26 protein-coding genes and 16 tRNA genes are annotated in these 25,171 nt (G+C 36.1%); 39 read left to right on the top strand and 3 right to left on the bottom strand.

Annotation, left to right across the window (positions count from 1 at the left end; genetic code table 11):
- Positions 1–9 precede the first annotated feature (9 nt).
- From ACQ76T_RS21255 to ACQ76T_RS21245, 3 genes are all read left to right on the top strand, one after another.
- A tRNA-OTHER gene (locus ACQ76T_RS21255) sits at positions 10–80 on the top strand.
- Between the two features lie 20 nt (positions 81–100).
- Positions 101–925 carry an SIR2 family NAD-dependent protein deacylase gene (locus ACQ76T_RS21250; protein WP_431345217.1) on the top strand — a complete coding sequence of 275 codons (825 nt, stop codon included), beginning with the start codon at positions 101–103 and terminating at the stop codon, positions 923–925.
- A 3-nt stretch (positions 926–928) separates the two neighbouring features.
- Complete coding sequence (locus ACQ76T_RS21245) at positions 929–1,714, top strand: TatD family hydrolase (RefSeq protein ID WP_431345216.1); 786 nt, start codon at positions 929–931, stop codon at positions 1,712–1,714.
- A 94-nt stretch (positions 1,715–1,808) separates the two neighbouring features.
- Here the strand turns inward: ACQ76T_RS21245 and deoD are convergent, their stop codons facing one another.
- Positions 1,809–2,519: a purine-nucleoside phosphorylase gene (gene deoD, locus ACQ76T_RS21240; protein ID WP_431345215.1), complete on the bottom strand. Its 711-nt coding sequence runs from the start codon at positions 2,517–2,519 to the stop codon at positions 1,809–1,811.
- A 154-nt stretch (positions 2,520–2,673) separates the two neighbouring features.
- Entirely contained in the window at positions 2,674–3,525 is an 852-nt protein-coding gene (locus ACQ76T_RS21235) for an AraC family transcriptional regulator (protein WP_431345214.1), read from the bottom strand.
- 101 nt (positions 3,526–3,626) lie between these two features.
- Here ACQ76T_RS21235 and ACQ76T_RS21230 point away from each other — a divergent pair, with 101 nt between their 5' ends.
- From ACQ76T_RS21230 to ACQ76T_RS21055, 36 genes are all read left to right on the top strand, one after another.
- Positions 3,627–4,769 carry an acyltransferase family protein gene (locus ACQ76T_RS21230; RefSeq protein WP_431345213.1) on the top strand — a complete coding sequence of 381 codons (1,143 nt, stop codon included), beginning with the start codon at positions 3,627–3,629 and terminating at the stop codon, positions 4,767–4,769.
- A gap of 255 nt (positions 4,770–5,024) precedes the next feature.
- Positions 5,025–5,648, top strand: a complete 624-nt coding sequence (locus tag ACQ76T_RS21225) for a hypothetical protein (protein WP_431345212.1) — start codon at positions 5,025–5,027, stop codon at positions 5,646–5,648.
- A gap of 5 nt (positions 5,649–5,653) precedes the next feature.
- Positions 5,654–6,787 carry an AAA family ATPase gene (locus tag ACQ76T_RS21220; protein WP_431345211.1) on the top strand — a complete coding sequence of 378 codons (1,134 nt, stop codon included), beginning with the start codon at positions 5,654–5,656 and terminating at the stop codon, positions 6,785–6,787.
- Positions 6,760–7,503, top strand: a complete 744-nt coding sequence (locus ACQ76T_RS21215) for a hypothetical protein (RefSeq protein ID WP_431345210.1) — start codon at positions 6,760–6,762, stop codon at positions 7,501–7,503. Before ACQ76T_RS21220 ends, ACQ76T_RS21215 begins: the two co-directional genes overlap by 28 nt.
- A complete protein-coding gene (locus ACQ76T_RS21210) occupies positions 7,494–9,869 on the top strand; it encodes a hypothetical protein (protein WP_431345209.1) in 2,376 nt (791 codons plus the stop codon). Before ACQ76T_RS21215 ends, ACQ76T_RS21210 begins: the two co-directional genes overlap by 10 nt.
- Positions 9,859–11,574, top strand: coding sequence for an APC family permease (locus ACQ76T_RS21205; RefSeq protein ID WP_431345208.1), 1,716 nt, complete (start codon positions 9,859–9,861; stop codon positions 11,572–11,574). The genes ACQ76T_RS21210 and ACQ76T_RS21205 overlap by 11 nt, the downstream gene beginning before the upstream one ends.
- Positions 11,567–12,589 (top strand): hypothetical protein, encoded by a 1,023-nt coding sequence (locus tag ACQ76T_RS21200; protein WP_431345207.1) that lies wholly within the window; start codon positions 11,567–11,569, stop codon positions 12,587–12,589. The genes ACQ76T_RS21205 and ACQ76T_RS21200 overlap by 8 nt, the downstream gene beginning before the upstream one ends.
- 42 nt (positions 12,590–12,631) lie before the next feature.
- Positions 12,632–12,892 carry a hypothetical protein gene (locus tag ACQ76T_RS21195; protein WP_431345206.1) on the top strand — a complete coding sequence of 87 codons (261 nt, stop codon included), beginning with the start codon at positions 12,632–12,634 and terminating at the stop codon, positions 12,890–12,892.
- Positions 12,893–13,016: 124 nt separating this feature from the next.
- The gene (locus tag ACQ76T_RS21190) at positions 13,017–13,145 is read left to right on the top strand and encodes a penicillin-binding protein (protein ID WP_422694904.1); all 129 of its coding nucleotides are present in this window, start codon (positions 13,017–13,019) and stop codon (positions 13,143–13,145) included.
- 570 nt (positions 13,146–13,715) lie between these two features.
- A tRNA-His gene (locus tag ACQ76T_RS21185) sits at positions 13,716–13,789 on the top strand.
- Between the two features lie 8 nt (positions 13,790–13,797).
- A tRNA-Ile gene (locus ACQ76T_RS21180) sits at positions 13,798–13,871 on the top strand.
- Between the two features lie 5 nt (positions 13,872–13,876).
- Positions 13,877–13,950: transfer RNA gene (locus ACQ76T_RS21175), tRNA-Arg, on the top strand.
- 8 nt (positions 13,951–13,958) lie between these two features.
- Positions 13,959–14,030 (top strand) — tRNA-Asp (locus ACQ76T_RS21170).
- Between the two features lie 67 nt (positions 14,031–14,097).
- Positions 14,098–14,169: transfer RNA gene (locus tag ACQ76T_RS21165), tRNA-Pro, on the top strand.
- Positions 14,170–14,175: 6 nt separating this feature from the next.
- Positions 14,176–14,247: transfer RNA gene (locus tag ACQ76T_RS21160), tRNA-Glu, on the top strand.
- A 5-nt stretch (positions 14,248–14,252) separates the two neighbouring features.
- Positions 14,253–14,326, top strand: a tRNA-Met gene (locus ACQ76T_RS21155).
- A 5-nt stretch (positions 14,327–14,331) separates the two neighbouring features.
- Positions 14,332–14,403, top strand: a tRNA-Asn gene (locus tag ACQ76T_RS21150).
- A 298-nt stretch (positions 14,404–14,701) separates the two neighbouring features.
- Positions 14,702–14,783: transfer RNA gene (locus ACQ76T_RS21145), tRNA-Cys, on the top strand.
- 138 nt (positions 14,784–14,921) lie between these two features.
- A tRNA-Tyr gene (locus ACQ76T_RS21140) sits at positions 14,922–15,008 on the top strand.
- An 82-nt stretch (positions 15,009–15,090) separates the two neighbouring features.
- Positions 15,091–15,162, top strand: a tRNA-Glu gene (locus ACQ76T_RS21135).
- Positions 15,163–15,497: 335 nt separating this feature from the next.
- Positions 15,498–15,570 (top strand) — tRNA-Leu (locus ACQ76T_RS21130).
- An 89-nt stretch (positions 15,571–15,659) separates the two neighbouring features.
- A tRNA-Phe gene (locus tag ACQ76T_RS21125) sits at positions 15,660–15,733 on the top strand.
- A 98-nt stretch (positions 15,734–15,831) separates the two neighbouring features.
- A tRNA-Gln gene (locus tag ACQ76T_RS21120) sits at positions 15,832–15,902 on the top strand.
- A gap of 8 nt (positions 15,903–15,910) precedes the next feature.
- Positions 15,911–15,981 (top strand) — tRNA-Trp (locus ACQ76T_RS21115).
- Positions 15,982–16,071: 90 nt separating this feature from the next.
- On the top strand, positions 16,072–16,557 hold the full coding sequence (locus ACQ76T_RS21110; protein WP_422694903.1) for a ribonuclease H-like YkuK family protein: 486 nt from the start codon (positions 16,072–16,074) through the stop codon (positions 16,555–16,557).
- A gap of 65 nt (positions 16,558–16,622) precedes the next feature.
- A complete protein-coding gene (locus tag ACQ76T_RS21105; protein ID WP_431345205.1) occupies positions 16,623–17,435 on the top strand; it encodes an ATP-grasp domain-containing protein in 813 nt (270 codons plus the stop codon).
- 20 nt (positions 17,436–17,455) lie between these two features.
- The gene (locus tag ACQ76T_RS21100; RefSeq protein ID WP_431345204.1) at positions 17,456–18,232 is read left to right on the top strand and encodes an ATP-grasp domain-containing protein; all 777 of its coding nucleotides are present in this window, start codon (positions 17,456–17,458) and stop codon (positions 18,230–18,232) included.
- Positions 18,233–18,245: 13 nt separating this feature from the next.
- Complete coding sequence (locus tag ACQ76T_RS21095; RefSeq protein ID WP_431345203.1) at positions 18,246–19,040, top strand: hypothetical protein; 795 nt, start codon at positions 18,246–18,248, stop codon at positions 19,038–19,040.
- A gap of 83 nt (positions 19,041–19,123) precedes the next feature.
- On the top strand, positions 19,124–19,492 hold the full coding sequence (locus ACQ76T_RS21090) for a cyclic-phosphate processing receiver domain-containing protein (protein WP_431345202.1): 369 nt from the start codon (positions 19,124–19,126) through the stop codon (positions 19,490–19,492).
- Positions 19,493–19,502: 10 nt separating this feature from the next.
- Positions 19,503–20,525, top strand: a complete 1,023-nt coding sequence (locus ACQ76T_RS21085) for an RNA ligase, Rnl2 family (RefSeq protein ID WP_431345201.1) — start codon at positions 19,503–19,505, stop codon at positions 20,523–20,525.
- 44 nt (positions 20,526–20,569) lie between these two features.
- Positions 20,570–21,160, top strand: a complete 591-nt coding sequence (locus ACQ76T_RS21080; protein WP_431345200.1) for a DUF5565 family protein — start codon at positions 20,570–20,572, stop codon at positions 21,158–21,160.
- A gap of 235 nt (positions 21,161–21,395) precedes the next feature.
- Positions 21,396–22,340, top strand: a complete 945-nt coding sequence (locus ACQ76T_RS21075) for a peptidase (RefSeq protein WP_431345199.1) — start codon at positions 21,396–21,398, stop codon at positions 22,338–22,340.
- Positions 22,341–22,350: 10 nt separating this feature from the next.
- Positions 22,351–22,791, top strand: a complete 441-nt coding sequence (locus ACQ76T_RS21070) for a metallophosphoesterase (RefSeq protein ID WP_431345198.1) — start codon at positions 22,351–22,353, stop codon at positions 22,789–22,791.
- On the top strand, positions 22,781–22,915 hold the full coding sequence (locus ACQ76T_RS21065; protein WP_431345197.1) for a hypothetical protein: 135 nt from the start codon (positions 22,781–22,783) through the stop codon (positions 22,913–22,915). The genes ACQ76T_RS21070 and ACQ76T_RS21065 overlap by 11 nt, the downstream gene beginning before the upstream one ends.
- A 101-nt stretch (positions 22,916–23,016) precedes the next feature.
- Positions 23,017–23,562, top strand: coding sequence for an exonuclease domain-containing protein (locus ACQ76T_RS21060; protein WP_431345196.1), 546 nt, complete (start codon positions 23,017–23,019; stop codon positions 23,560–23,562).
- A gap of 35 nt (positions 23,563–23,597) precedes the next feature.
- Positions 23,598–24,149, top strand: a complete 552-nt coding sequence (locus ACQ76T_RS21055) for an exonuclease domain-containing protein (protein ID WP_431345195.1) — start codon at positions 23,598–23,600, stop codon at positions 24,147–24,149.
- A 137-nt stretch (positions 24,150–24,286) separates the two neighbouring features.
- Here ACQ76T_RS21055 and ACQ76T_RS21050 read toward each other — a convergent pair whose 3' ends face one another.
- Complete coding sequence (locus ACQ76T_RS21050) at positions 24,287–25,171, bottom strand: alpha/beta fold hydrolase (RefSeq protein ID WP_431345194.1); 885 nt, start codon at positions 25,169–25,171, stop codon at positions 24,287–24,289.

The following is a 25,171-nucleotide window of genomic DNA, read 5'->3' as shown; positions in this document are numbered from 1 at the left end:
CAATATACAGAAACAATAGTTTAATAGGAAAAACATTCCAATAAGTTGAAGAGTTGCCGGTTCGATCCCGGTTTGTTTCTGTTTTTTAAAAACTAAAATCATGGAAGAGTTACAATCAATTTTAAATACAATCATCAAAGAAAAGCAAGGGTATATTACCTTTCTTACCGGGGCCGGAATTTCAGCAGAAAGCGGACTTCCTACCTACCGTTCCATAGATGGAATATGGATTAAAGGAACGAAATACCATCGCCCTGAAGAATTTGGAACGTTCAAATATTTCAGTAAAGAAACCGAAGAAGTTTGGCAGTATAATCTTTTCTGGAAAAAGCTGATAGCCGAGGCTCAACCTAATGAAGGACATCTTGCATTGACTGAAATAGAAAAGCTGTTAGGTGACAGATTTAAGCTTATTACTCAGAATGTAGATGGGCTTCATCAAAGAGCAGGAACCCAAAAAGTTTATGAAATTCACGGAAACAAGCAGAAAGTACGCTGTTCAAAAGAATGCAGTGGCCCCATTGATTTCCCGGAGAGTGTAAAGCAAAAGGAATATGACGAAGATCTTACAGAAGAAGACAAAAACGGATTGAAGTGTAACCAATGTGGAAGCTGGCTAAGACCTCATACATTATGGTTTGATGAATCTTATAATGAAAAATATTATCATTTTGATACCGCTTATCATATTGCAGATCATACCGATATTCTTTTTGTAGTCGGGACCTCAGGTTCTACAGCATTACCAGTTGGCATTGTAGAAACGGTAAAAATAAGAGCTAAACATATTGTGATTATCAATCCAGAAGATGATACTTATTTTCACCATATTGTAAGAGGGATAAAAACATTAAACATCCTGAAGGAAAGCAGTTCTTCAACATTACCGGAGTTAAAGAAAATGATTGAAAAAATAATAAAATAATAAATGAATACATACATTGATATTGGCATTAATCTGACCAATAAACAGTTCTATAATGAACACGAAGAAATTATTAACCGTGCCCTGGATAATGGAGTAGAGCAGATGATTCTTACCGGAACAAGCGTCCGTGGAAGTAAAGAATCTGCTGAAATTGCTGAAGAATATCCTGATATCCTTTTCTCAACAGCTGGAATTCATCCTCATGATGCCAAATCGTTTAATCAGGAAAGTATTGCTGAGCTAAAGAAATTATTAAAACAGGATCATGTTATTTCGGTAGGAGAGTGCGGGTTGGATTTTGACCGCGATTTTTCTCCCAGACCTGTTCAGGAAAAATGTTATCAGGCACAGCTGGAATTGGCCATTGAAGTCAATAAGCCACTTTTTCTGCATGAAAGATCGGCCTTTAAAAGATTTAACGAGATTACCGATCATTATCTTTCTCAACTGCCCAAAGCGGTGGTACATTGCTTTACAGGAACGCTGAATGAAGCAAAAGTTTATCTGGATAAAGGTTTTTATCTTGGGTTTACAGGCGCAATCAGTGACGAAAAAAGATTTAAACAGCTGGAAGAAGTAATCAGGTATGTTCCTCTTGAACGCATGATGATTGAAACAGATGCTCCTTTTATGCTTCCGAAGAACATGCCCAGAACTCAGAACAGAAGAAATGAACCCTCATTTTTACCCTATGTGGCACAAACGATCGCTCATTTCAAAAAAATCAGCATTTCTGAAGTGGCAGATGAGACTATGGAAACTGCCCGAGATTTTTTCAGACTATAAAAAAGAGCTCTACTGATAAAGTAAAGCTCTTTTTTTTATGGTAAAATTGTAAAAGGCTTAGTAACGATTAAAAGATAATAAGCCTATTTACTTTTTATAAACTCTTTATTGCAGACTCCAAAGCCAGCTCCATCATTGGTTTTAAAGCTGTTTCTCTTTCGTCAGCAGAAATTTTCTCGTGAGTTGGGATAATATCTGTTACGGTAAGAATGGTTGCCGCATTTTTTCCTAAGTGCTGAGCATTTGCAAAAAGTCCGAAAGCTTCCATTTCTACTGCAGGACAGTTGTATTTTGTAGCGATAGCCGGAGTTTCAGGATCTTTTCTGTAGAAAATATCACTACTGTGAATGTTGATAGCCTTAGCGTCTAATGAAAGTTCTTTAGACGTTTCATTGATGGTGTTGAAAACATTCCCCTGGTGAGAAAGGATTTCATCTTCAATTCCCCATGCATATTTTGCGTAAGTACTTTCGCTGGCTGCATTTTCAATATTTAAAATATCAAAAAGCTTAAGATCTGTATTGTAAGCACCACAAGTTCCGATTCTGATGATGGTTTCTACTTCATACTCTGTAAATAACTCAAAAGAGTAAATACCGATGCTTGGGAAGCCCATTCCACTTGCACCCACCGTAATTTCTTTACCTTTATAAAGACCTGTATAATAAAATATTCCTCTGGTTTTGCTTACCAGTTTGGCGTTTTCTAAATAATTTTCAGCAATATACTGGGCACGAAGAGGATCTCCCGGCTGTAATACTACTTTGGCAATTTCACCTTTTTTTGCACTAATGTGAATACTCATAATGTTATTTTGAATGGACAAAGATAATAACTTTTAGATTGACTGTGCCATGAGAAGCGTCTACAGTTTACTTTTTAACATTCGTTTTTAGATAAGTCTTTTGGATTTCTAAGCTGTGAGGAGAACAAATTGAGATGAGGTTTAGGAAGAGATTCTATTCTTCAAATTGTTTCCGGTATTGTGTAGGGGTTACCTTTTTTATTCTTTTAAATACCCGGTTATAATATGGAATATCGTTAAAGCCAGATGCAATACATATTTCCGCTACAGATAGCTTTGTTTTTAACAGCATTTGGCAGGAAGATTCTATCCTGAATTCTGTGACATAGGTGAAAAAAGATTGGGCTGTCATTCTTTTGAAGAATACGCAAAATGATGATTTCTGCATTCCCACAGATTTTGAAATTTCCTGTAAGGTAATATTTCGCTGAAAATTTCCCAAAATAAAAAGATGGATAGCCTGGAGCGTTCTTTCTTCTTTGTTGTCAAAAACAGGTCTTCCTACGATATGCATTTCTTTACAATAGGAGATCAACTCTAATAAATGGATGAAGGAAGAAAGTCTTTCAACAGGATTTTGGCAGATCATAGAATGCATAAGAAGCTGAAGCTTGTCCAATAATTCGCCCTCAAAAGATACTGCATTTTCATTGCTTTGAAGTTTGGAAATAGCCGAAGATAACTCCGGGAATAGACTACTGCACTGTATCAAAAAGTCATTCTCGATAACTATTGTTACATTTTCAATTTTACCATCGTCATCAGATACAGATTCATCAAAAGCCCAACAGTGCGGAATATTGGGTGGGATAAGAATAATTTCTCCTTTTGAAAAATTCTCAACCGTGTTTCCCATAGTTCTTACTCCGCTTCCTGTAATAATATAAGATAACTCCCAGGTTTGCTGCTGGTGAAGAGGTACCTGTTGATCCCATGTGATATGAACATGATCAAAATGGAAAGTGTTGGTTTTGTTGTTGGGATAATATTTTAACTGTTGTTTCATAGCAGGATGATGAAGTAAATATAAGACAATGATAAAAAAATATAAGACAATATAGTCGAATAATATCATCTTACTTTTGTATTGTATCATTTTAAGACAATATGAATCAATCTTTCAATCTTTCTCAATCAAGACCCCATTACGAAATTCTTGATGGCCTTCGTGGTGTAGCGGCAATTATGGTCGTTTTTTTCCATGTTTTTGAAACATTTTCAAATGGAGATCACACCCAGCAAATGATCAATCATGGATATTTGGCGGTAGATTTCTTTTTTATGCTTTCGGGATATGTTATCAGTTATGCCTATGACAACCGTTGGAGCCAGATGACTTTAAAAGATTTTTTCCTCCGTCGTTTGGTAAGATTGCAACCTATGATTATTATAGGGTCCTTAGTAGGAGCTCTTTTATTTTATTTTCAATATTCTGAAGGTTTAGGTTGGAGCAGTATTGCTACAACGCCGGTCTGGAAATTACTGTTGGTCATGTTTATCGGAATGACGGTAATTCCCGTAGGTAAAAGTCTGGATATACGAGGCTGGAATGAAATGCATCCACTGAACGGACCTGCCTGGTCATTATTTTTCGAGTACATCGCCAATATAGCATATGCTCTTTTCCTAAGGAAAGCTTCAAAACTAGTATTGGGAATCTTGGTATTGATTTCCGCAGGAGTAACCATTCACTATGCTTTTACCAATCCTAATGGAGATCTCATTGGAGGATGGTCTATTGATGATGCCGTTCAGATGAGAATAGGGTTTACAAGACTCGCTTTTCCTTTCTTAATGGGGATTTTCCTTGCCAGAACAGCAACACTAAAATATACCAAAAACGCTTTTTTAATAACCAGTGCTCTCCTTATTTTCCTTTTTGCATTTCCTCGTTTAGGTGGAAATACAGCGCATTGGCAAAATGCTTTTTATGAATGCTTTACTTTGATCATAATGTTCCCGATTGTGATCCTATTGGGAGCAGGCGGAAAAGTGATCGGAGAAAAGGCTAATCGATTATGTAAATTTTTAGGTGATATTTCCTATCCTATTTATATTACCCATTTTCCTCTGGTATATGTATATATGGCTTGGGCCGTGAACGGAAAACATACGTTAAATGAACCACTAACATGGTGGGTAGGAATTGCAACCGTTATCATTTCTATAGTCTTTGCATATCTTTTCATGAAATTCTATGACATTCCGGTCAGAAGATGGTTGAATAATACATTGATCGTAAAAAAATAAAATACAGTTTAATTCTCAAAGTCCAACTCCCTGTTGGCTGATCCAGTTCACATCACAGGTGTGAACTGTTTTTTTATTAAATTCCATGGAAGTGTTCAATTATATCTCTTTAAAATTTATTGTATGATATTTTCCAACGTTTGGTAATAAAAAATAAATCAGTTACTATTTTATTGATAATCCCTTCAATTAAAAGTTTTATTCTCAACAAAATAATTTTATTTTTGTTAGATGATGGAAAACCAATCACCGTTTTTGGATACAATCTTTCTTCTCAGAAAAAATGAATGCATCACCCTTTTCTCAGACTTACAGGAGATTTCCTCAAAAGAAGAATCGGAGGTAGGGGATTATTTCGAAACCGAATTTGAAAAAGAAAGACTTGAATTTTTATCTGACCAGATTACCTGCAATAAAGAAACAGCAGTCTGGGCAGCAAAAGTTCTGTACCATAGTGCCCAACTCTATCTCATCAGAGAAAATACCACCAAAAGCATACCTACTTTAATTCCTTTGTTTAAAGGTCGCAGAGATGTTCCATCAATATTGTCGGCAGATCTTTCACTGAGATTTTTACCTCAGATCATCATTGCTTTAAATGACGTAGATCCGGAAGACGAACTCATAAAAATACTTGAAGATATTCTGTCCGTTTTTCATTATTCAGGAATTGGATATGATTTCGATTTTGATCCTGAAAAGATAAACTGGGAAGAAGAACTTAAAGACAAAACTTACCGTAAACTCTATCTGGAAAGAATTGTTCATAAAAAAGATTATAAACTGGCGGAAATTCCGTTCATCAATAAACTGCTTATTGCAGAATTCGGATTGCATAAAGATGCTTTCTGGAGAGAATTAAAAATAATAACCGAATAAAATCAATGACTCAAAATATTCATAAACTAAATACGGTTCTGACCTACGTAAAAGATACCTTCGTAGGCAAAAATGATGTAGTAGACTTATTGGGAATCTGCCTTCTGGCAAGAGAAAACGTGTTTTTGTACGGACCTCCGGGAACCGCAAAATCGGCTATCGTAAGAACACTGGCCAAAACAGTAAAAGATGGTAAAAACTTTGAATACCTGTTAACCCGTTTTACAGAACCCAACGAGATTTTCGGCCCTTTTGATATAAGAAAACTTAAAGAAGGAGAACTTCTTACCAATACCGAAGGAATGATGCCGGAAGCGTCTTTGGTATTTCTGGATGAGATTTTCAATGCGAATTCTGCCATTTTGAACTCCCTGTTGATGGCTCTCAACGAGAAAATATTTAAAAGAGGAAAAGAAACCAAGCATCTTCCCGCACTAATGTTTGTGGGAGCAAGTAACGTTCTTCCAGAAGATGAAGCTTTGAATGCTTTATTCGACCGCTTTCTGGTGAGAATCAATGTTGATTACGTAAATCCTGAACTATTGCATCAGGTTCTTCTCGCAGGAAGAAAACTAGAAAATGAAGAAGAAACCGAAATTCCGGAAATTCATGCCGGGGAAATAAAAGAACTTCAGAACTTGTGTAAAACGGTAGATCTTAAACCTATTTATGAAGTATATCTGAATACCATTATGAGTCTGAGAAATACAGGCATCGCAATCTCTGACCGTAGAGCAGTGAAGCTGCAGAATCTGATTGCAGCCAGTGCTTTAATTTGCGGAAGAAGTGAAGCGGTACTTTCAGACCTTTGGGTACTGAAGCATATCTGGGACACAGAAGAGCAGATTGAAATTCTTGAAGGAATTATCAACAGAACCATCGAAAAAGATGATCATCCAAGGTCTCATCCTCAGGCCATGCAGAACAAAACTCCCAATCCGGAAGAAGTAATGAAAGATGTGAAAATTCTTGTGGATAAATGGAATACAGGAGCGTTGAGCTTCGAGGAACAAAACGTGATCAAAGATAAACTGAGATATCTGCAAACCCGTTGTGACTGGATCAGAAACCCTGAACAGAAACAATACATTCAACAGGAAATTGAAAGCTTATGGCAGAAAATCCTTCAAAGCATATAAAAGAATTTTGGGCAGAACTTCCCCGTTCGGGAGAAGACTATCTGGGATCCATCCGGGACTGGAAAAACATTCAGATTGCTTTGGATGATGAGACAATCTGGCTGAAAGGATTTACAGAAGAACAATCGGAATCTTCGGAAATACATCAGCTTCCGGATTTTGTCCTGTATGAGCTTCGTGAAAATCTTTTATTCAGAAAGGATGCATTGGTGCCCAGCAAAAAGATGAGAACGGCATTGCTGTGGGTATCCATTGATAAGGCTTTGAAACTGACGCTCCCGATATCCAACAATAATTATTTCGGGATCCATGAAAAAGTTCAGATCAACCTTACAGAAAGTCATGAAGAGCAGCCCGTAATTGCATTATTGTCTTCAATAGCCGATATTAAAGAAAGCATGGTTGCAATACCAAAGTTTAAACTCGAAAAAATACGATGGGTGATCATTGGAGAGAAAGCTTTATTTCTGGGAACCCCATTATTAAGTCTTCCGGGAAAAACATTCTGGGCAAGCAATAAACATTTGTTACCTGCCGGACTGGATTTTGAGTTTAAGAATCTAAGTGCGCTATTACAACAAAAATATAACAGTGAATCAGACGGATGGCTTTTATGGGATGAAAATGGAAAATGTCTTTCCATAAAAAACTCAGATTTCCGACCACTTTCTATCAGTTCATTCCGTCTTACTGAAAAATCAACAGAATGGAACTAAAGGAATACTTCCAGTCTTATGAAAATTATTTCTGGGAATGGAAAACCGATGAAGATGTTCCCGGTGATGCCGGATATCATGAAAATAATCTCCTCTCCATCCCTGGAGTAGGGGCAATTGCTTATAGACCCTATGTAATAGAAATCCTTAAAGAGCTTCAGCTGCACGGATGGCCTCCATTTGGGGCCTTGATGATGGTTTTATATGCTATGCAGGACGGTTATACTGATTTTGCAGAACCCTTAAGACGCACCGCCGATTTTTACAGAACAGCCGATCTGGATTTTGATACGGAAGAAGCAATTGAATTCCTCGAGAAAATAAAAAAACTCCCTAATGTTTATAAACAAGGTCAAAACAGAATTATTCTGCTGGAGACACTATTAGGCAGAGATTCCAAAATAACTTCAGCTCAGGCAGAAACGATTTTGAACAGGTATTATAAAAGACCTTATGAGCTTGCCGAAAGCGCTGAGAAAAAAACAGCAACTTCATCCATTATATATAAGGATCTTAAAATTCTGAACAAAAATGAAGTCTTTCCCACCGTTCAGTCTATCATTGATGCGATGAAAGGTCTTGTGAAAGAACCGGAAATTGATGATGAAGTCGTGGAAGAAGAAGCGACTGCTGATACCGATAATGACTTCATCAAAGAATTGGTAGAAGAGCCCAAGACATTTCAGGTAGGAAGCCTTATCAAAAGAATATGGAGCGGACTCAAAATTCCTATGCGACATCTCTCTCCGGGAGAACAGCCTATTGGAGGAATCTCAGATATGACCAATAAAGGAGATTTCAACAGGATGCTTCTCTCTGAATTTGCCAATGAGGATGAAGTATTCATGAACAGGGTTGCCAATAATGAAGCGCTCTACATTCAAAGAGAAATACCACCGGAAGAAAATATTTTTGAAAGAATTATCCTGATCGATACTTCTCTTAGAAACTGGGGAACTCCGAAAGTGTTGGCCTTTGCATCAGCAATTGCTGTGATTAAACATCCCAAAGCCCATTCGGAATGTAAAGTCTTTGCGTTGGGCCAGACAGGAACTCCGATTTCCTTAGATAAAGTAGAAGAAGTGATCGAAAGCCTGAATCAGGTAAGTCCTGTACTGGAAGTTTCGAAAGCGCTGGAAAAGTTTTTCAACGAAGAACATTCACAAAAAGACATTGAAGTTTTTTTTATTACGAATCATGAAAATCTTGCGGAGAACAACCTTCAGAAAATTATTCATGAAAACAGAGACCGACTCAAATTTCTGATAACCACTGCTTCTGATGGAGAAATGAATTTTTATAAACATCATAAAGGAGCAAGAAAACATATTCAGAGAATAAAACTTCCACTTCAGGAGTTATGGGCCAATCCACCTAAACAGAGGAATGTGGCAGGCAATTTCAGCGGCAAGAAAACCGATTTTCCGCTCAATTACCCACTTTTATTCCCAACTCCGAAGGGTAAGATTGCTCATTTTCTATATGAAGGCGAGTTTTTTATTCTGACTTCGAAAAAGCAGCTGCTCAAGACTTACCTTTCAGATAATTATTATGACAGGTATTCCTATGAGTACTATAAAACTTATCATGGTTGTGAAGTTTTGTTTGAAAATATATCTCTGAGACGAAGCGGACAGTTTGCCCTGGCAAGAAATAAACAGCAGCATTATATACTTTGTCAGTATCAGCCTGATAAAAAATTAATATCAAAGCTTAATCTGAACACAAAAGAATATTCAGAACAGAACCTTACAGGACTGAATCTTTCCAGTTCTTACAAGCTGGTCTATTTTAGTAAGAATTTCTACCTGTATTACCTTGCCAACCCTGAGTATTATAAAATTAATATGGACGGGAATGTTTCCTTGGAATTGATTTCCGAGAGAAACAGAGGACTGGAGAAAAGCTGTGAAAAATTTGACCTGGAAGTTGCAAAACTGAACGGCAGCGGTTTGAAAATTATCAGCAATTTTTATAATATAGGAATTAATGAAAACCATAATATCGTTATTTCCGGAAATGAGCTGGAAAATACCTCTAAGAATTCATTGAACCTTTATAAGAACGAGTGGGAGATGAAAATCTTAGCAGAGCAGAGCAAAAATAAATTTACCTTTCCTGATGGAAGCGAAATTATTGCCGACAACCGTGGAATGTTGACTTTCAGAAGCAGCAATAAAGGAATTGAAGAGTTTTTTATTCCGTCCACTACATTTGGCCTCTTATCTTTGGCCACTCATAACGAATTTGGAGGAACAGAATATTATCTGCCGGAACATACTTTATTGAAAGTGAGACCTATTGAAGAAATGTATACCCGGTTTTTAGAAGCATTTATACAGCAGATTTTGGATTATGGAACTTAGAATACAACCTTTCCCCAAAAATAATTATCCCAGAAAGGGGCTTTTGATTAAAAGTTCCTCACCATGGGTATGGCTTCAGGAAATGGAAAATCTTGGGATCAGCCTGAATGCCGTGAAATCTTTTCCCATTCCCGCTAATATACCCAATGAGCTATATGGCTGTTTTCTTATTTTTGATAATCTGGCTCCTCAGGAAATTGGAAGAAATGCTTACTTCCAATGTGTAGATAACCGTTTCTTTATTCCTGAAAATACCACTTTTTATCCTAAGATCAATCCTGAAGACTGGGAACAGCTGGACTCTTCTTTCATTATTATGCATCCCGACTTTGGATTGGTAAAGCTATCAGATGAAATTGATTGGCTGGCTTTGGTAGAGGAACCCGGAAAAATAGAAGCCAATATCAGAAAACCTCTGAACGGTGTTTCTGTTCCCGAGAAAATAGAAAGCTATACTGTGGAGATGGATGATGAAAAAGTTCTTCAGGCACTACAATCTCCACAAACAGAAGAAGAATGGATGAAAAATCTTCCTTTTGACCTCAAAAAAGTAATGGCAGGCAATAAAAAAGAGATTGAAAAGTATTTAAAATATATTGAAAAATACCCTGACAGAGCTGTAGAATTGGGAGTTCCGCTAGATATTATGGGAACTTCAAGAGGAGATGGTTTTGGAAAATTTAAATTTCAGGATTCATGGCTTGGAAAATTATTCGGTGGTGATTCAGACGGTCGCTCAGATTCAACCTATTCTCAAAAATACCGTTGGATATTTTGGGTCTTTTTAATTGTTATCGGCTTAGCCAGGCTCTTTATGTATTTCAATAAAAAGGACTCTGACAAAACAATACCTTTTGAAACATCAGAACAAGTTTCGGATATAAGTAAAGATATGATAAAACCTATTGTGGCTTATCAATCGGGAGTTACGGATATTGATATGAAGGTCGATTCGATGTACGGAGCAACAAGGTATCATCTGATGAATGAACATGTGGCGGTAACAGCATTATACTATACAAAGAGTAAAGAAAATCTCTATGAACAATATCTGAAAAACGGGGGAAGACCTATTGAAAAAGTATCCAGAGACGTGGATTCCCTGGATCATAAAATGACGACGGCAAGAGATTCTTTAAGAAGAGTTTACCGCAAAAAGATTGTAAAGTATTTAGCTCAAACTGAAGAAAAATATAAGAAAAAAATTACCGATTCTCTTAATAAGATAAGCTCAGGAAAGCCTGCCGACCAGGGAGTTGTAAAAACCATTCTGAAGAGGAAACAGGTATTGGTGGAAGATTCTTTAGGAAAAATTTATGGTACAAAAGAAAATGTAGAACCTCCTGTTGATCCCAATAAAGCCCATAAAGTAAAAACATTTGGAAAAGAAAAACCTTACTCAAAACAGGATATTTCTTTTTCAGAAATTATTTGGTTAATCATTTTCATGACGGGCGTTGTAGGATTGTATTCTTTTATCGTAAAAAGAAAATCTTTAAATATTGGCGGAGCGAATGTACCCAGGGGAATTAAACTTTTTCTTATCGTTGTACTGGTTGGGATGCTATTGTATATATTCTATCCTTTGATCGAAATGTTCGGCTACAACTGGTTTGTATGGATTCTCATAATCTGCGTTATATTACTTCTTTACCGTCTTTTTAGCGAAGATAAAACCATTTTAAAAACTGATAAAGATGAATAGGCAGAAGTTTATAGATAAATTCGTGGCCGCATTTTTTATTTTGGCGGTCATAAAGGTCATCGGTATTTTAGCACAGCTTTTCCATCAGAGTTTCTGGAGTGTTATTGGAACTTTGGTGATTTTTATAATTGTGGCTTTAATCATTTTCGTGGTTCTTACCCTTTTGGAAGATAAGGAGAAAGATCAAAGTTCCGGCGGCGGAAGAAGTAGGGCCGGCGGTGGAAATTTTTATATAGAATCTTCGTTGTTTGATAAAATCAGAAGCCAATATGAAGATCTTGCCGAAAAATATATAGCTGAAAAAGATTATAAAAGAGCAGCAAAAGTATACATCAACCTTCTGAAAGATTATTACAGAGGAGCCAGAACATTGGAAGACGGCAGATTTTATAATGAAGCAGCTGTTATTTACCTAAAAAAACTAAAAAACAAATCCGACGCTGCTATCTGCTATGAAAAGGCCAGGCAATACAAAAAAGCCATCGACCTTTACAAAGAAATGGAGCAGAAAGAAAAGGTAGGCGATCTGTATAAAGAAATCAATGATCTTAAAAATGCCCATACCTATTATCAAATGGTTGTAGATGACTATACAGCCAATAATCAGATGGTAAAAGCTTCCTTAATCTATCGTAAAAAAATGGAGAAAATACCGGAAGCTCAACAAATACTTCTGAAAGGCTGGGAAGAAGATAAAGACGCATTCAACTGTCTGAATAATTATTTCGCTAATATTTTTGATATCAACGAGCTGAAAACAGAAATTCATCATTTATATGAAAAAACTCCCGACTACAAAAAGATCACCTATCTGGAAGCAATGAAATATGAATTTAAAAAAGATGTAAAACTACAGGAAGCTGCCAGAAGTATTGCTTACGAAATCATCGCCGAAAAAGTAGCGTCAAGATCAGAAATTGTGAATGAATTGAAATACTTCAATCCTGACGATGAGGTAATCCTTAAAGATATTTCCAGATTTAAAACAAGCAGGAACAAAATGTTCAGAAATTAAAAGAACTTGCGGATTGTTACAGATAGCATACAAAAGTAAAAAATGGAAATAGATAATACGAAAAAATACCTTCACTTTAAATATAATGATAAAACCCCTTTGGAGATTGTCGCTGAAATGACATCCAAAGGAGCAACTTCATTATATGTTATAAAAGAAATTAAGAATATGTTCCCAACTTTGTCCTTAACAGAAGCTAAAGAAGTGGTTGTTATTGCAACTTCAGAATATAAAAGTTTATACGATTACCAGGGAAATTTATTCAAAAACCTTGAAGATTTTGATGAAGAAACTGATGAATGATATTTTATATACGAAGCCAGAAATTCCGCTATAGAAAGGACTTAGAAACAAACCGTTTTATCTCCTCCTATTGTAGAAATAGTAAAATAATTACAAAAAAGATTTATCTTTGCACCAGAAAATTATGACAATACAAAGAGCACATATCAATGCAGAACTATTCGGAAGTCCTTCTAATAAAGGATTATTCGGGTATGAATGGACGATATGGAATGAGGCGAAATGTGCTGACTTTGGAAATTATTTACTGTAAACTTGTAAAAAATTAATCAAAATACGACAGAAACGCCTCGATTTTTCGAGGCGTTTTTTGTTTTTTAGGTCAGAAATTATTTAGAATGAAAAAAAATAACCATAAACATGAAAATTTTTTAATAAACAATGAAATTTTAATACGATAAAAAAGAGTGATAAGTAACCCGATGAGAGACAGTCATTTAGGTATTTAAGATATCCACAAAATATTGTGGACAGTAATCCTCTATTCTAAAAACATAATTTAACTTATTGATTTTCAAATAGTTGATTTAAAAATTTATTTGCGAGTTAAAAAAAATCATATTTACTTTGCAACCGAAAATTGAAAGCAACAGGTTTTCAGGATTCAATTAAAAATAATTTAGAAACAAACAAAAATAAAATGAAACAATTTCATAACATATTCAATCAATATTCAAGACTATTCGGACAAGAGCCGACAGGGATGCTGTGTATTCTTGATAGTGAAATTGTGGATGAAAGGTGCTTATATACGTGGGTCAGCTAATGATCTCTTACGTTAAAATATATGAAGCGCCTCCCAAAAAGAGGCGCTTTTTTTATGGTTTCTCTAGCTTATTTGGTAAAGCGCCGGTCTGTGGAACCGGAGAACAGGGTTCGATCCCCGGAGATACCCCAAAATATAAGATCCCATAGCTCAATTGGTTAGAGCGTCGGCCTGATACGTCGAAGGTTGAAGGTTCAAGTCCTTCTGGGATTACAAACAGTTCCGTGGCTCAATGGGATAGAGCATGGGTTTTCTAAACCCAGGGTTACAGGTTCGAATCCTGTCGGAACTACAATAAAAGGTCTATTGAGGTAATGGCTAACCTGCCCGACTGTCTCTTGGGCACTGCGAGTTCGATTCTCGCATAGACCGCAAAGATTCATAGAAAAGTAAGCTCCGGCTGTCTCCCGGAACAGAATGTTGAAGTGAATCTGCAAAACTGGAAAGATAACGGTGGTTGTTTACCTGCCTTGGACGCAGGAGGTCGCAAGTTCGAATCTTGCTTTTCAGACTATACGTTCCATTAGCATAGTGGTAAGTGCATTCGGCTTTCTACCGAACGACAAGGGTTCGACTCCCTTATGGAATACAGAAGATTTCGTAGCTCAAGTGGTTAGAGTATCGGTTTCATAAGCCGAAGGTTGAAGGTTCGAGTCCTTCCGAAATTACAAAAGATTTTGTAGCTCAATGGTAGAGCACCGGTCTGTTAAACCGGAAGTTGAAAGTTCGAATCTTTCCAGAATCGCAGGTAACTAAATGTTAATTGTTTCACGAGAAAAATAAAAGTTTGTCAAGAGCAGAAGATCTTTACACCAAACACAGAAAAACAGACAAACTTTTCTTGATCTCAATGAAAACAGTTAGAAAGTAAAACATATCATTTATAAAATTTTAGGTAAAAATAAAGTTTGTCAAGCGCAGAAGTTCTTACATCAAACTAAAAAAATAAGACAGGCTTTATTTTTTATAGGAATGACAATAAATGAAGGTTGAAATGATTACAGGTAAATCATCTGTTAATGATCATTGAAAACTAATAACCTGATGGTTCGCCGAAGTGGAAGAGTCGGGGCGGTCTGCAAAACCGTTGCATAAGCTGAGTGGGTTTGAATCCCATAACCATCTCTATAATCCTTTATTAAGAAAGAAAAAGGCTGTCGAGCGCAGAAGATCTTTAATTAAACATTCAATAAAGACAGACCTTTTCTTTTTAAAACAGGGAAATGAGTTGATAGTAAAAATTATTAATAACTCGTGAAATCCGGAAGTACGCCGAAGTTGGAGAGTCGGGGCAGACTGTAAATCTGTTGCTTCATTGCTGAGTAGGTTCGAATCCTACTACTTCCACCATACCTACTGATAATGTAATGGCAGCATGCAGGAAATGTACTCTTGTTGTTTAGGTTCGATTCCTAGTCGGTTGGTTTTTATTGCTCTATTCGTCTAACGGTCAGGACGCCTGCCTTTCGAGCAGAAAACAAGGGTTCGATTCCCTTATAGAGTACAAATGTGAATGAACTACTGGTCAATATTGAATTGATAATAATACCATGAAAGTTCAAATGTAAAAAATGAATTGGCCAGTTATCATTCACAAAAAATAAGAGAAGAGAAAAAAGGTCTGTCGAGCGCAGAAGATCTTTAGTCAATAAAAATAATGACAGCCTTTTTTTCTGAACATCAAAAAATGAATAGTAGAATTAGGCAATGAGAAAGGTTTGTCAAGAGCAGAAGATCTTTCAAACAAAAGCAGGCATAGTTTATAAATATAGACAGAGCTTTCTCAAACCTAAAATAATAAGTACTCATGAAAAACAGTAATGATTACTTATAAAAACTGCGGGAATGGTGGAATGGTAGACACTCCTGATTTAGGATCAGGCTTCTGGGGGTTCGAATCCCTCTTTCCGTACTAGAATAGAAATAATGAGTAGTGAGTAATGATACTGACAGAAGATTGTCATATTACTCATAACCAATTACTCATTACTTATAATATCAGGAAGAGTGGTGTACAAGGTGTTGCACGCTAGTCTGAAAAACTAGAGGTACAGGTTCAATTCCTGTCTGTTCCACAAAAACATGAATGATAAGTAATGTACAATGCGTATTGATCCCTGACTTGTTTAAACATTGTTCATTACGCATTACTTATTACTCATGAATTACTCTCATTCATAGTGTAATTGGTCAGCACACAAGACTTTGACTCTTGTTGTTCAGGTTCGAGTCCTGATGAATCAACCTTATTTACTCCGATATTGTAATGGTAGCATCTCAGTCTCCAAAACTGATAGTACTGGTTCGAGTCCGGTTCGGAGTGCAAAAAATGAATAGTCGATAATGAATTTAAATAACGACGATTCATCGTTTAAGAAATAATTTAAAACAAAATTTAAAACATGTAGAAAAAATGGAAACGCAACAACAAACATGGCAGAATATGAATGGAAAAATTTTCCAGGACTCTATTACACAGCTGGTAGAAAAAGCCATTATCCGCGAACAGGCAGACGGACACCGTCTTAAAGTGTGTGTGGGATCAGATTCCCATGTATACGGAGATGCCATCAACTATGCTACGGCAGTAGTGTTTATTCGTGAAGGAAAAGGAGCGTTTACCTTTATTAGAAAAGAAAGAGAAATACAGAATATCAGTATCAAAGAGCGAATGTTGAATGAGGTAAACAAATCCGTTGAAATTGCATACGCTATCTGTTCTGTGTTGGATACTTATGGTGTGGAAATGGAGGTACACGCAGACATTAATACCGACCCGGATTTCAAATCCAATGTTGCCTTGAAAGACGCAATGGGATATATTCTGGGAATGGGATATGTTTTTAAAGCTAAGCCCTTTGCCTTCGCAAGTTCCAATTGTGCTGATATGATGGTATAATAAAAAAGCAGGAAGCAGAATGAAGGAACTCTGAAAATCTGTTTCCTGCTAAAAAAAGAGATAACATGAAAACAATTTTAATCATTAACGGGGAAAAATACTGGCAAGATTATTTTGCAGGCTATGAGGTGGTTCAGAAGAAGATCCAAACCTCGGAGTTTATTGTCAAAGACTCTTCTTTGTATGTAATAGATGCAGATGGAGTCTGCAAACCGGATATTGTTTTCTGGAGATTGGGTGCGGTAAACCCTGAAGCAAAACACAGAAATGTTTTGGAACTGATTGAATATTCAGGAGTTCCATGTGTAAATTCAGCTTCAACATTATTAAAAGGATATGACAGATTGTCGATGCTGAATACATTGAAAAAATTGGGATTACCTGTTATTGAATTTAATGTAGCAACTACAACCATCCAACTGAAAAATCTGGAAATGACATTTCCTTTCGTGGTTAAAGTTGGAAATCATCATGGTGGATACGGTAAAAGTTTAGTCTCCACAGAAGAACAGTGGGAAGAATTGAAAGATTTACTGTTTATTCATCAGGATTATGTGACAGTTGAGAAATTCATTGATTACCAATGTGATATTCGATATCTGGCCATCGATGATAGAGTTTGGGCTATGAAAAGAAGAGGGAAATATTGGAAAGCCAATTCTATGACTCAGGAATACCAAATCATAGAACCGGAAGATGAATGGATTCAAAAAATAAAGCTCTTACAACAACATATAAATGCCGATATCGTAGCCATAGATTTACTGGAAACAAAAAGCGGAGAAAAAATAATTTTGGAATATAATGATATCCCAGGACTTTCAGGGTTTCCTGAAGATACAAAACTGGAACTATCTCATATTGTGAAAAGTAAGTAAAAATAAACAAACCAATAACCATGTTTTTTTTAGTTCAGGCTAATGTATATTTAGACCCCGATCATTACAAAATTTTTGAAGCTCTGGAAGAATTGAATATTGACTATAAGGTCATTAATCTTCCGCCATCTGCAGAAAAAATAGATTTCGAAACAGATCGAAAAGATGTTTTCGTATATGGTTCAGTGACGATTGCAAGGCTGGCTAAGCAAAATACACATTGGTTTCCCGGTTCTTTTTATGGAGGCAATCATCTGTATGAAGTGTATTCTCAATTTTATGGTGAAAATCTACTGAATCACAGGATTTCTGTGCTTAAGATTTCGGAAGAGCTAAGTTGGGTAGCGGATGAGAAAAAATTCATCAAACCTTACAATGAGGCGAAGATTTTTACCGGAAAAGTATTCACGGAAACAGAATGGAAAGACTTTGTTTTTGAAGCCTTGGAAAATCATTCTAACAGAATTACAGAACAATCTTTAGTTCAGGTTTCAGAAGCAAAATATACCTTAAAAGAAGCCAGGCTCTGGATTGTAGATGGACAAATTATCGATGGAGGCTATTATAAATTTAATGATAATACTCCTTTTGAAGAAAAAGTTTCAGAAGAAGGGTTGAATTTCGCTAAAGATATGATTCAGCTTTACAACCTTGAAAAAGCTTTTGTAATGGATATCTGTTTAACCGATGAAGGCTGGAAAATTGTAGAAATAAACTGTATCAACAGTTCTGGATTTTATCCTAATACTAACGTGAAAAGTGTGATCAAAGCTTTGAATATCTACTTTTCCAATTAAAAAAATTAACAACATGACTCATAATAGAATAGCTGTTATCGGCTTACACGAAAATGAATATCAATACATACGGGAACATTTTGAAGGATTGATTATCTGGCATCAGTCGATTCCGAAAATAAAGGTAACAGATGGAACATTATATGTGGAAAAAGCGCAGGGAGTAGGAATGCTTCCCGTAGATAAAGTCATTTATCACGGCATCTTTGAAGAAGATCTGGATTTTATGGCTGGATTAGCTTTATGGAATGGCCCTTGCTTTCCTGATGCTCATGGAATGCTGGATTGCAGACTCAAAATTCCTTGTCTGGTAAAAGCGATGAAATATTCCAAATTTAATTCTCCCCGAGGATTTATTTCTAAAGGAGCTTATATCAATGCTGAAAATGAAATGGTAGCAAAATGGGGAAACTGGCATTGTGGCGAAAACAAACATAAGTTTACAGGAAGTTGGGAAAGTGCAGAAAATGCAGTATTAGAACCTTATTTTAAGGGAGATGCGGTAAGAATTTTAAATATTGGTGAAAAATCCTGGCAGATAAAGCTGGAAGGAAATACCTGGCTGAAATCTATTCATCCTGATAATGCCGAATTTATGGAGATTGATTCTGATCTTTTGGAAGATACACTTACTTTAAAAGAAAAGCTGGGAATGAGCGTAATTGCCAATGATTATATTGTACAGAAAGACGGTACAAAACACTTATTGGAAATAAACCATATCCCTAATATTACAAGGTTTGAAGAAGTAAGATTACATTTCTTAGATACCGTTTTAGAATGGATTGAAGAAGATGAAGAAATATAGAATTTGAAGGAACAGCTCATAAGGGTGCAGATGATGCCATGAACACAGCAAAATTACTGTACCATGTTTTAAAAAAATAACCCATGGAACTTACAAAAAGATTATTGTTTCTGGATGATATAAGATATCCTATTGAGGCTTATCATTATACGAAACAGGACATTTTCCTCAGAAATGACTGGCATATTGTTCGGAATTTTGAACAGTTTGTCAACAGGATTTTGAAAAAAGGACTTCCAGAAATGATCTCTTTTGACCATGATCTTGCAGACGAACATTATATAAAGGCCTCCAACGAATATGTTGAAAAAACAGGTTACGATTGTGCAAAATGGCTGGTAGAATATTGTATGGAGAACTATTTAGACTTACCCAAATTCTATTGCCATTCCATGAATCCTGTAGGAAAGAAAAACATTGAAAGCCTTTTAAAGAATTTCAAAAACTATTAAAAACTAAAAAATGATTTTCAAAACATATAACGCTATAGAAAATGCTTATCAGGCCCGGGTAATCGATCAGATCAGGCAACAGGGGTTTGGGGATGAGGTTTTCATCGTACAGGAAAAAGTTCATGGAGCTAACTTCTCTTTCTTTACCAATGGAAAGGAGATTAAAATAGCAAAAAGAACAGCTTTCATCGAAAAAGATGAGAAATTTTTCAATGCCCATCAGATTTTGGAACGCTATAGAAAAAATGTAATAGAAGTATTTCAAAAAGTGAAAGCGTTGTATCCGGATGTTGAAACTGTTGTGATCTATGGTGAATTATTCGGTGGCGGCTACAAACATAAAGAAGTAGAACCTGTAGAAGGTGCTGTAAAAGTGCAAAAAGGTATCGAATATGCACCTTACAACGAATTTTATGCCTTCGATATTAAGTTGAATGGAGCTACCTATCTGGATACCGATATCATCAACCCAATTTTCGAAGAAACCGGATTTTTCTATGCGAAAACCCTATTTCAGGGAACATTAGATGAAGCTTTGAAATTTCCGAATGTTTTCAATTCTAAAATTCCAACCTGGTTAGAATTACCGGAATTGAACAATATGTGTGAGGGAACCATTATCAAGACTTTGAAAACCCGTTATTTTGGAAACGGAGCCAGAGTTATTCTTAAAAACAAGAATGAAAAATGGATCGAAAAGTCCAAAGTGGTGAGAAAACAGAATAAAACCGTTCAAAAACAGATCCACTTCAGTGAAACAGCTCAGAATACCTGGGACGAAATCCAGAAGTATGCAACTGTAAACCGTTTGAATAACGTTTTGAGCAAAATAGGTGAGTTTGAACCTAAAATGGTAGGAAAAGTGATTGGTCTGTTTGCACAGGACATTTTAGAGGATTTTGAAAAAGATTTCCCAGCTGCTTTCACCGTTATTGAGAAAGAAGAGCATAAGAGAATCAACAAAAAGTTGAATTCTTTAGTGATAGACATTGTTAAAGAAGAATTAATCTCAGCAAAAGCAGAGCAGAGGTAACAATACCGATGAATGAAGAGCTTTTGCCGCTAAAAAAAGTAAAAATGAAAAAGATAAGTACATTATTCAAAAAAGATATACATAATTTAGGAAGAGTTATTAACGAAATTAATCCTGAAAACAATTGGGTTTTTGATGGAAAAGCTATTGCTACACAAAAGTTTGATGGTTCTGCATGCGCAGTGATCAACGGTAAATTATTCAAAAGATACGATGCCAAAAAAGGGAAAACTGCTCCTGAAGGTGCAATTTCGTGTCAGGAAGCAGACCTTATTACAGGCCATCATCCGCATTGGGTAGAGTGTAGTATGTCGAAAAAAGATGATCAATACTTCTGGGAAGGTTTCAATGCTTTGGCTGCATCTGGCAAGGTAGAAGATGGTACGTACGAGCTTATCGGTGAGAAAGTACAAGGCAATCCTGAAAATATTAAAGGTCATTTACTAGTAAAACATGGCCATAATATTCTTAGTTTAGAAAGTTTGGATTTTGAGTGGATCAAAAACTTTTTGAGTAATCCTGAGAATAATATGGAAGGTATTGTTTTTCATCATACAGCAGATAACCGTATGTGTAAGATCAGGAAATCTGATTTTGGTGTACGTAGAAAAGCGATAAAAGAACCTATTGTTTAAAATAGAAATTAAGTTTCGGTAATTCATTTTATCGAAACTTTTTTATGGATAAACTCAACCACAAAAAATGAACACTTTCGTTATTTTTAGACTGTAAATAAGTTTAAAAAGTAGACTTAAGATTTTCAATAATAAATATACAATCGACGGTGCAGAAATTCCTCTCCTTTGGAGGGTTGGCAAAAAATCAAAGAATTTTTGACGGGGTGGTTAGAGTGTTTTAAAAAAAGAAAAAATGTTACAGGCAGAAATAAAAAGTCTTTTAAAAGAAGACATCAGCATATTGATCAAAGTTCCCAACTCAGGAAAGCATTATCTGTGTGATTGTGGCGAAGCAAGCTTATTAACAGTGAAAGAGACTCAGACCATATCAGCGCTGTTTATCAGTCATACTCATATTGATCATTTTTCAAATTTTGACGGAATTTTCAAACACCAGATCGGAAGTGGAGAAAAAATTGTGATTTGTGGTCCGAAAAATATTCATCATCAGGCTGAAGCCAGACTAAAATCTTACACCTGGAATTTAATAGACGAAAACGCAATCGAATATGAGATCCGGGAAATCATTTCAGAAAAAGAAATACATGTGTATAGAATTCGTCCCCCTTTTTGGAATCTCGAATCAGTGACAACTCAGGATTTCCTTTTTGAAGATGAATATGTAACCGTTGAGTGTACGATTCTGGATCATAAAACAGATTCTGTTGCCTATCTTTTCAAAGAAAAAGACTCAGTAACATTTCATGAAAATGCTTCCACATTCAAAAAAGGAAAATGGATTGGTGAACTGAAAACGGCTTTTGAAAACAATAACGCAGATAGAGAAATAGAAATTGAAGAAAAAATGCATAAAGCTGCTGATCTCTTTCATTTGCTGACGAGAAATCCAGGATATAAACTGGGAGTTATTATGGATCATGCCGCTATAGAAGACAATTATCGAAAAATAAAAACCGTTTTTGAAGGAGCCGATCTTGTCTATATCGAAACCTTCTACAAAGATACCGACCAGGAATTTGCAAATCTGAATTATCACAGCTTTGCCTCCGCCTCAGGAAAAATAATGAATGACTGTCAGGTAAAACAAGCCATCCCGATTCACTTTTCAAGAAGATATACGGAAAGTGATCAACAGGAAATAGAAACCGCTTTTTATAAAGCATTTAAAAAAAATTAATTAAAAAAAAATGAAACCTAATATATTTTTTACAGCAGACCATCATTTTGGTCATGAAAATATTATAAAATTCTCCGAAAGACCCTTTGAATCTTTGGAGCATATGAATGAAGAACTGATCAAAAGATGGAACGAAAAGGTAGGACCCGGTGATACCGTCTACCATTTAGGAGATCTCAGCTTAGGTAAACCCGATTTTACAAAGGAAATCCTTGATAGACTGAATGGTAATATCCATTTAATAAAAGGAAACCATGAAGGTGCAGCTCTTACCTATCCTAAACGATTTGCTTCCATCAGAGATTACCACGAACTGAAGATTGATGAACCGGACAATAAGAACGGTAAACAGAAAATCATTCTTTTCCATTACGCTATGCGTACCTGGAATGGCTCTCACCGCGGCATATGGCAATTATACGGCCATTCACACGGAACTTTTGCCGGATGATGAAATGGCGCTGAGTTTTGATGTAGGGGTAGACTGTCATAATTTCTACCCGATTTCTTACGAAGAAGTAAAAGAGATCATGAAGCAGAAAAAATGGACCCCGCCTTTTGGACCAAGAGAGTGATGATAAAGGTTGGAGAGTGGAAGAGGGATGGATTGGAAAAGCTTATATCATGACCTCAGCTATCTTATCATTCATACCTTTTACATGAATACAGGAAAATCATGACAACAACAAATGAAATAATAATTGTTGATCTGGAAGCTACCTGCTGGGAGAATGAGAGAATTCCCATAGGACAGAAGGTCGACATTATAGAAATAGGAATTTGCAAGTTAAACTTAACATCAAAAGCAATTTCCCAGAAACAAAGCATCTATGTAATTCCTGAAAGATCGGAAATCAACAGATTCTGTACAAAACTTACAGGAATTACTCCACAGCTGATCGAAGAAAAAGGAATCTATTTTGAAGAAGCCTGCGAAAAAATCAGGGACGAATATAATGCTCTGCCGCTGACATGGGCCGGATATGGAAATTTTGACAGGGAACAGATCATTGAACAGTGTGACTGGCTGGGAATAGAAAGTCCATTTTCAGGACAGTACCTGAATGTGATGTATGAATTTAAAGATCATTTCAGACTCTATAAATCCATAGGATTGAAAAGAGCTTTAGACTATCTGAATATGGATTTTGAAGGAAATCACCACAGTGGAGCAGACGATGCTTACAATACAGCCAAAATTTTAAATACAATATTGAGCTGATTAAAACAATTCAAATTATTAACAAATCAAAACAAGTGAAAACAACAGATAATATATTAATAGTAGACCTTGAAGCAACGTGCTGGGACAACCGGCCGCCAAGAGGTCAGGAAAGTGAGATCATTGAGATCGGTGTGTGCATTATGAATGCCAGGACCGGTAAGATCTCTAAAAATGAAGGTATTTTGGTAAAACCTCAGTATTCAAAAGTAAGCCCGTTTTGTACAGAACTTACTACTTTAACACAAAATATGCTGGATAATGAGGGCGTTTTACTGGAAGATGCTTTTGATATTCTAAGAGCCGAATATGATTCCGAAGATCTTACATGGGCAAGCTACGGAAACTATGACCTGAATATGCTTCAGAATCAAGGCGATAGATTCTACCTGGACTATCCGATGAGTGATGATCATATCAACGTAAAAACGTTATTTGGAGAACTTCATCCGGGCATCAGAAAAAGTGTGGGAATGAACAGAGCGTTAGGCGAACTGGGATTCACACTGGAAGGTACCCATCACAGAGGAGTAGATGATGCTAAAAACATAGCCAAAATTCTGCATTGGTGTCTGAATAATTATTAATATTCCCCAATCAGGTCAATGAAAAGGAGACTGTTTCAGTATTGAAATAGTCTCCTTTATATTTAAAATTGAAATGGTTCAGGGAATTAATAGTTTCGGTCATAATATACCGAATGTATGAAGTCGATATAATATTTTTACTCTTTTGGGCCGAGAATAAACTCACTAATCTCACCGAAAAGTTCCTTAGGAATAGAATGTCCCATTCCTTCAAGCAAAACAAATTCAGCATTTGGAATCGTATCGGCAATATCTTTCCCACATTCTGGATGAAAAATAGGATCATCCGTTCCATGAATCACCAGAACCGGTGCCTGTATTTTTTTCAGAACTTCCGGATTATATGAATGAGAACCTATTGCCAAAAGCTGTCTGATAATACCATTTTTAGTTTTGGAGCGACTGAGTTCTTCCTCTATTAGTGTAATTTCCAGGTTTTGATCAAATGGATACCCATTGCCCGATATTCTTTGGGCAAAAGAAATTTTTTCAGCAAAATACTTTTCTCTTTCTGTTATGGGATTGGCTGAAGGTTTCATCATCATTTCCATGACTTCTGGGTCGGCTGAAGGCAAAGCTGGATGTAAAGAGGTTGACATTATGATTGTGAGTGATAAAACCCGTTCCGGGAAGTAAGAACCTAGCAATTGAGCAATAATTCCTCCCATAGAACGCCCAACAAAATGAGCCTTTTCAATCTGCAAATGATCCAATAGTCCAATCGCATCTTTTGCCATATCCATTAGAGAATAGGGGATATCTTCAGGTTTCAGCGTAGAAAAATAGCCCTGAATATTTCCGGTAAGATGAATTTCTTCTCCAGGAATATAGACAGACGATCCGGAATCTCTGTTATCAAAACGAATTACTCTGAAGCCTTTATCCACCAACAATTGGCAGAATGGATCTTCCCAACGAATCATCTGGCTTCCCAATCCAGCAATCAAAACAATAGTCTCTGGATTTTCTTCTCCAAATATCTCGTAACAGATTTCTACATCTCCGATTCTTACTGTTTTCAT

Source organism: Chryseobacterium sp. JK1 (genome assembly GCF_050632815.1).
Classification (GTDB): Bacteria; Bacteroidota; Bacteroidia; order Flavobacteriales; family Weeksellaceae; genus Chryseobacterium.
The sequence above is the reverse complement of the archived record's forward strand: the minus strand, read 5'-3'. Positions and strand labels throughout refer to the sequence as shown.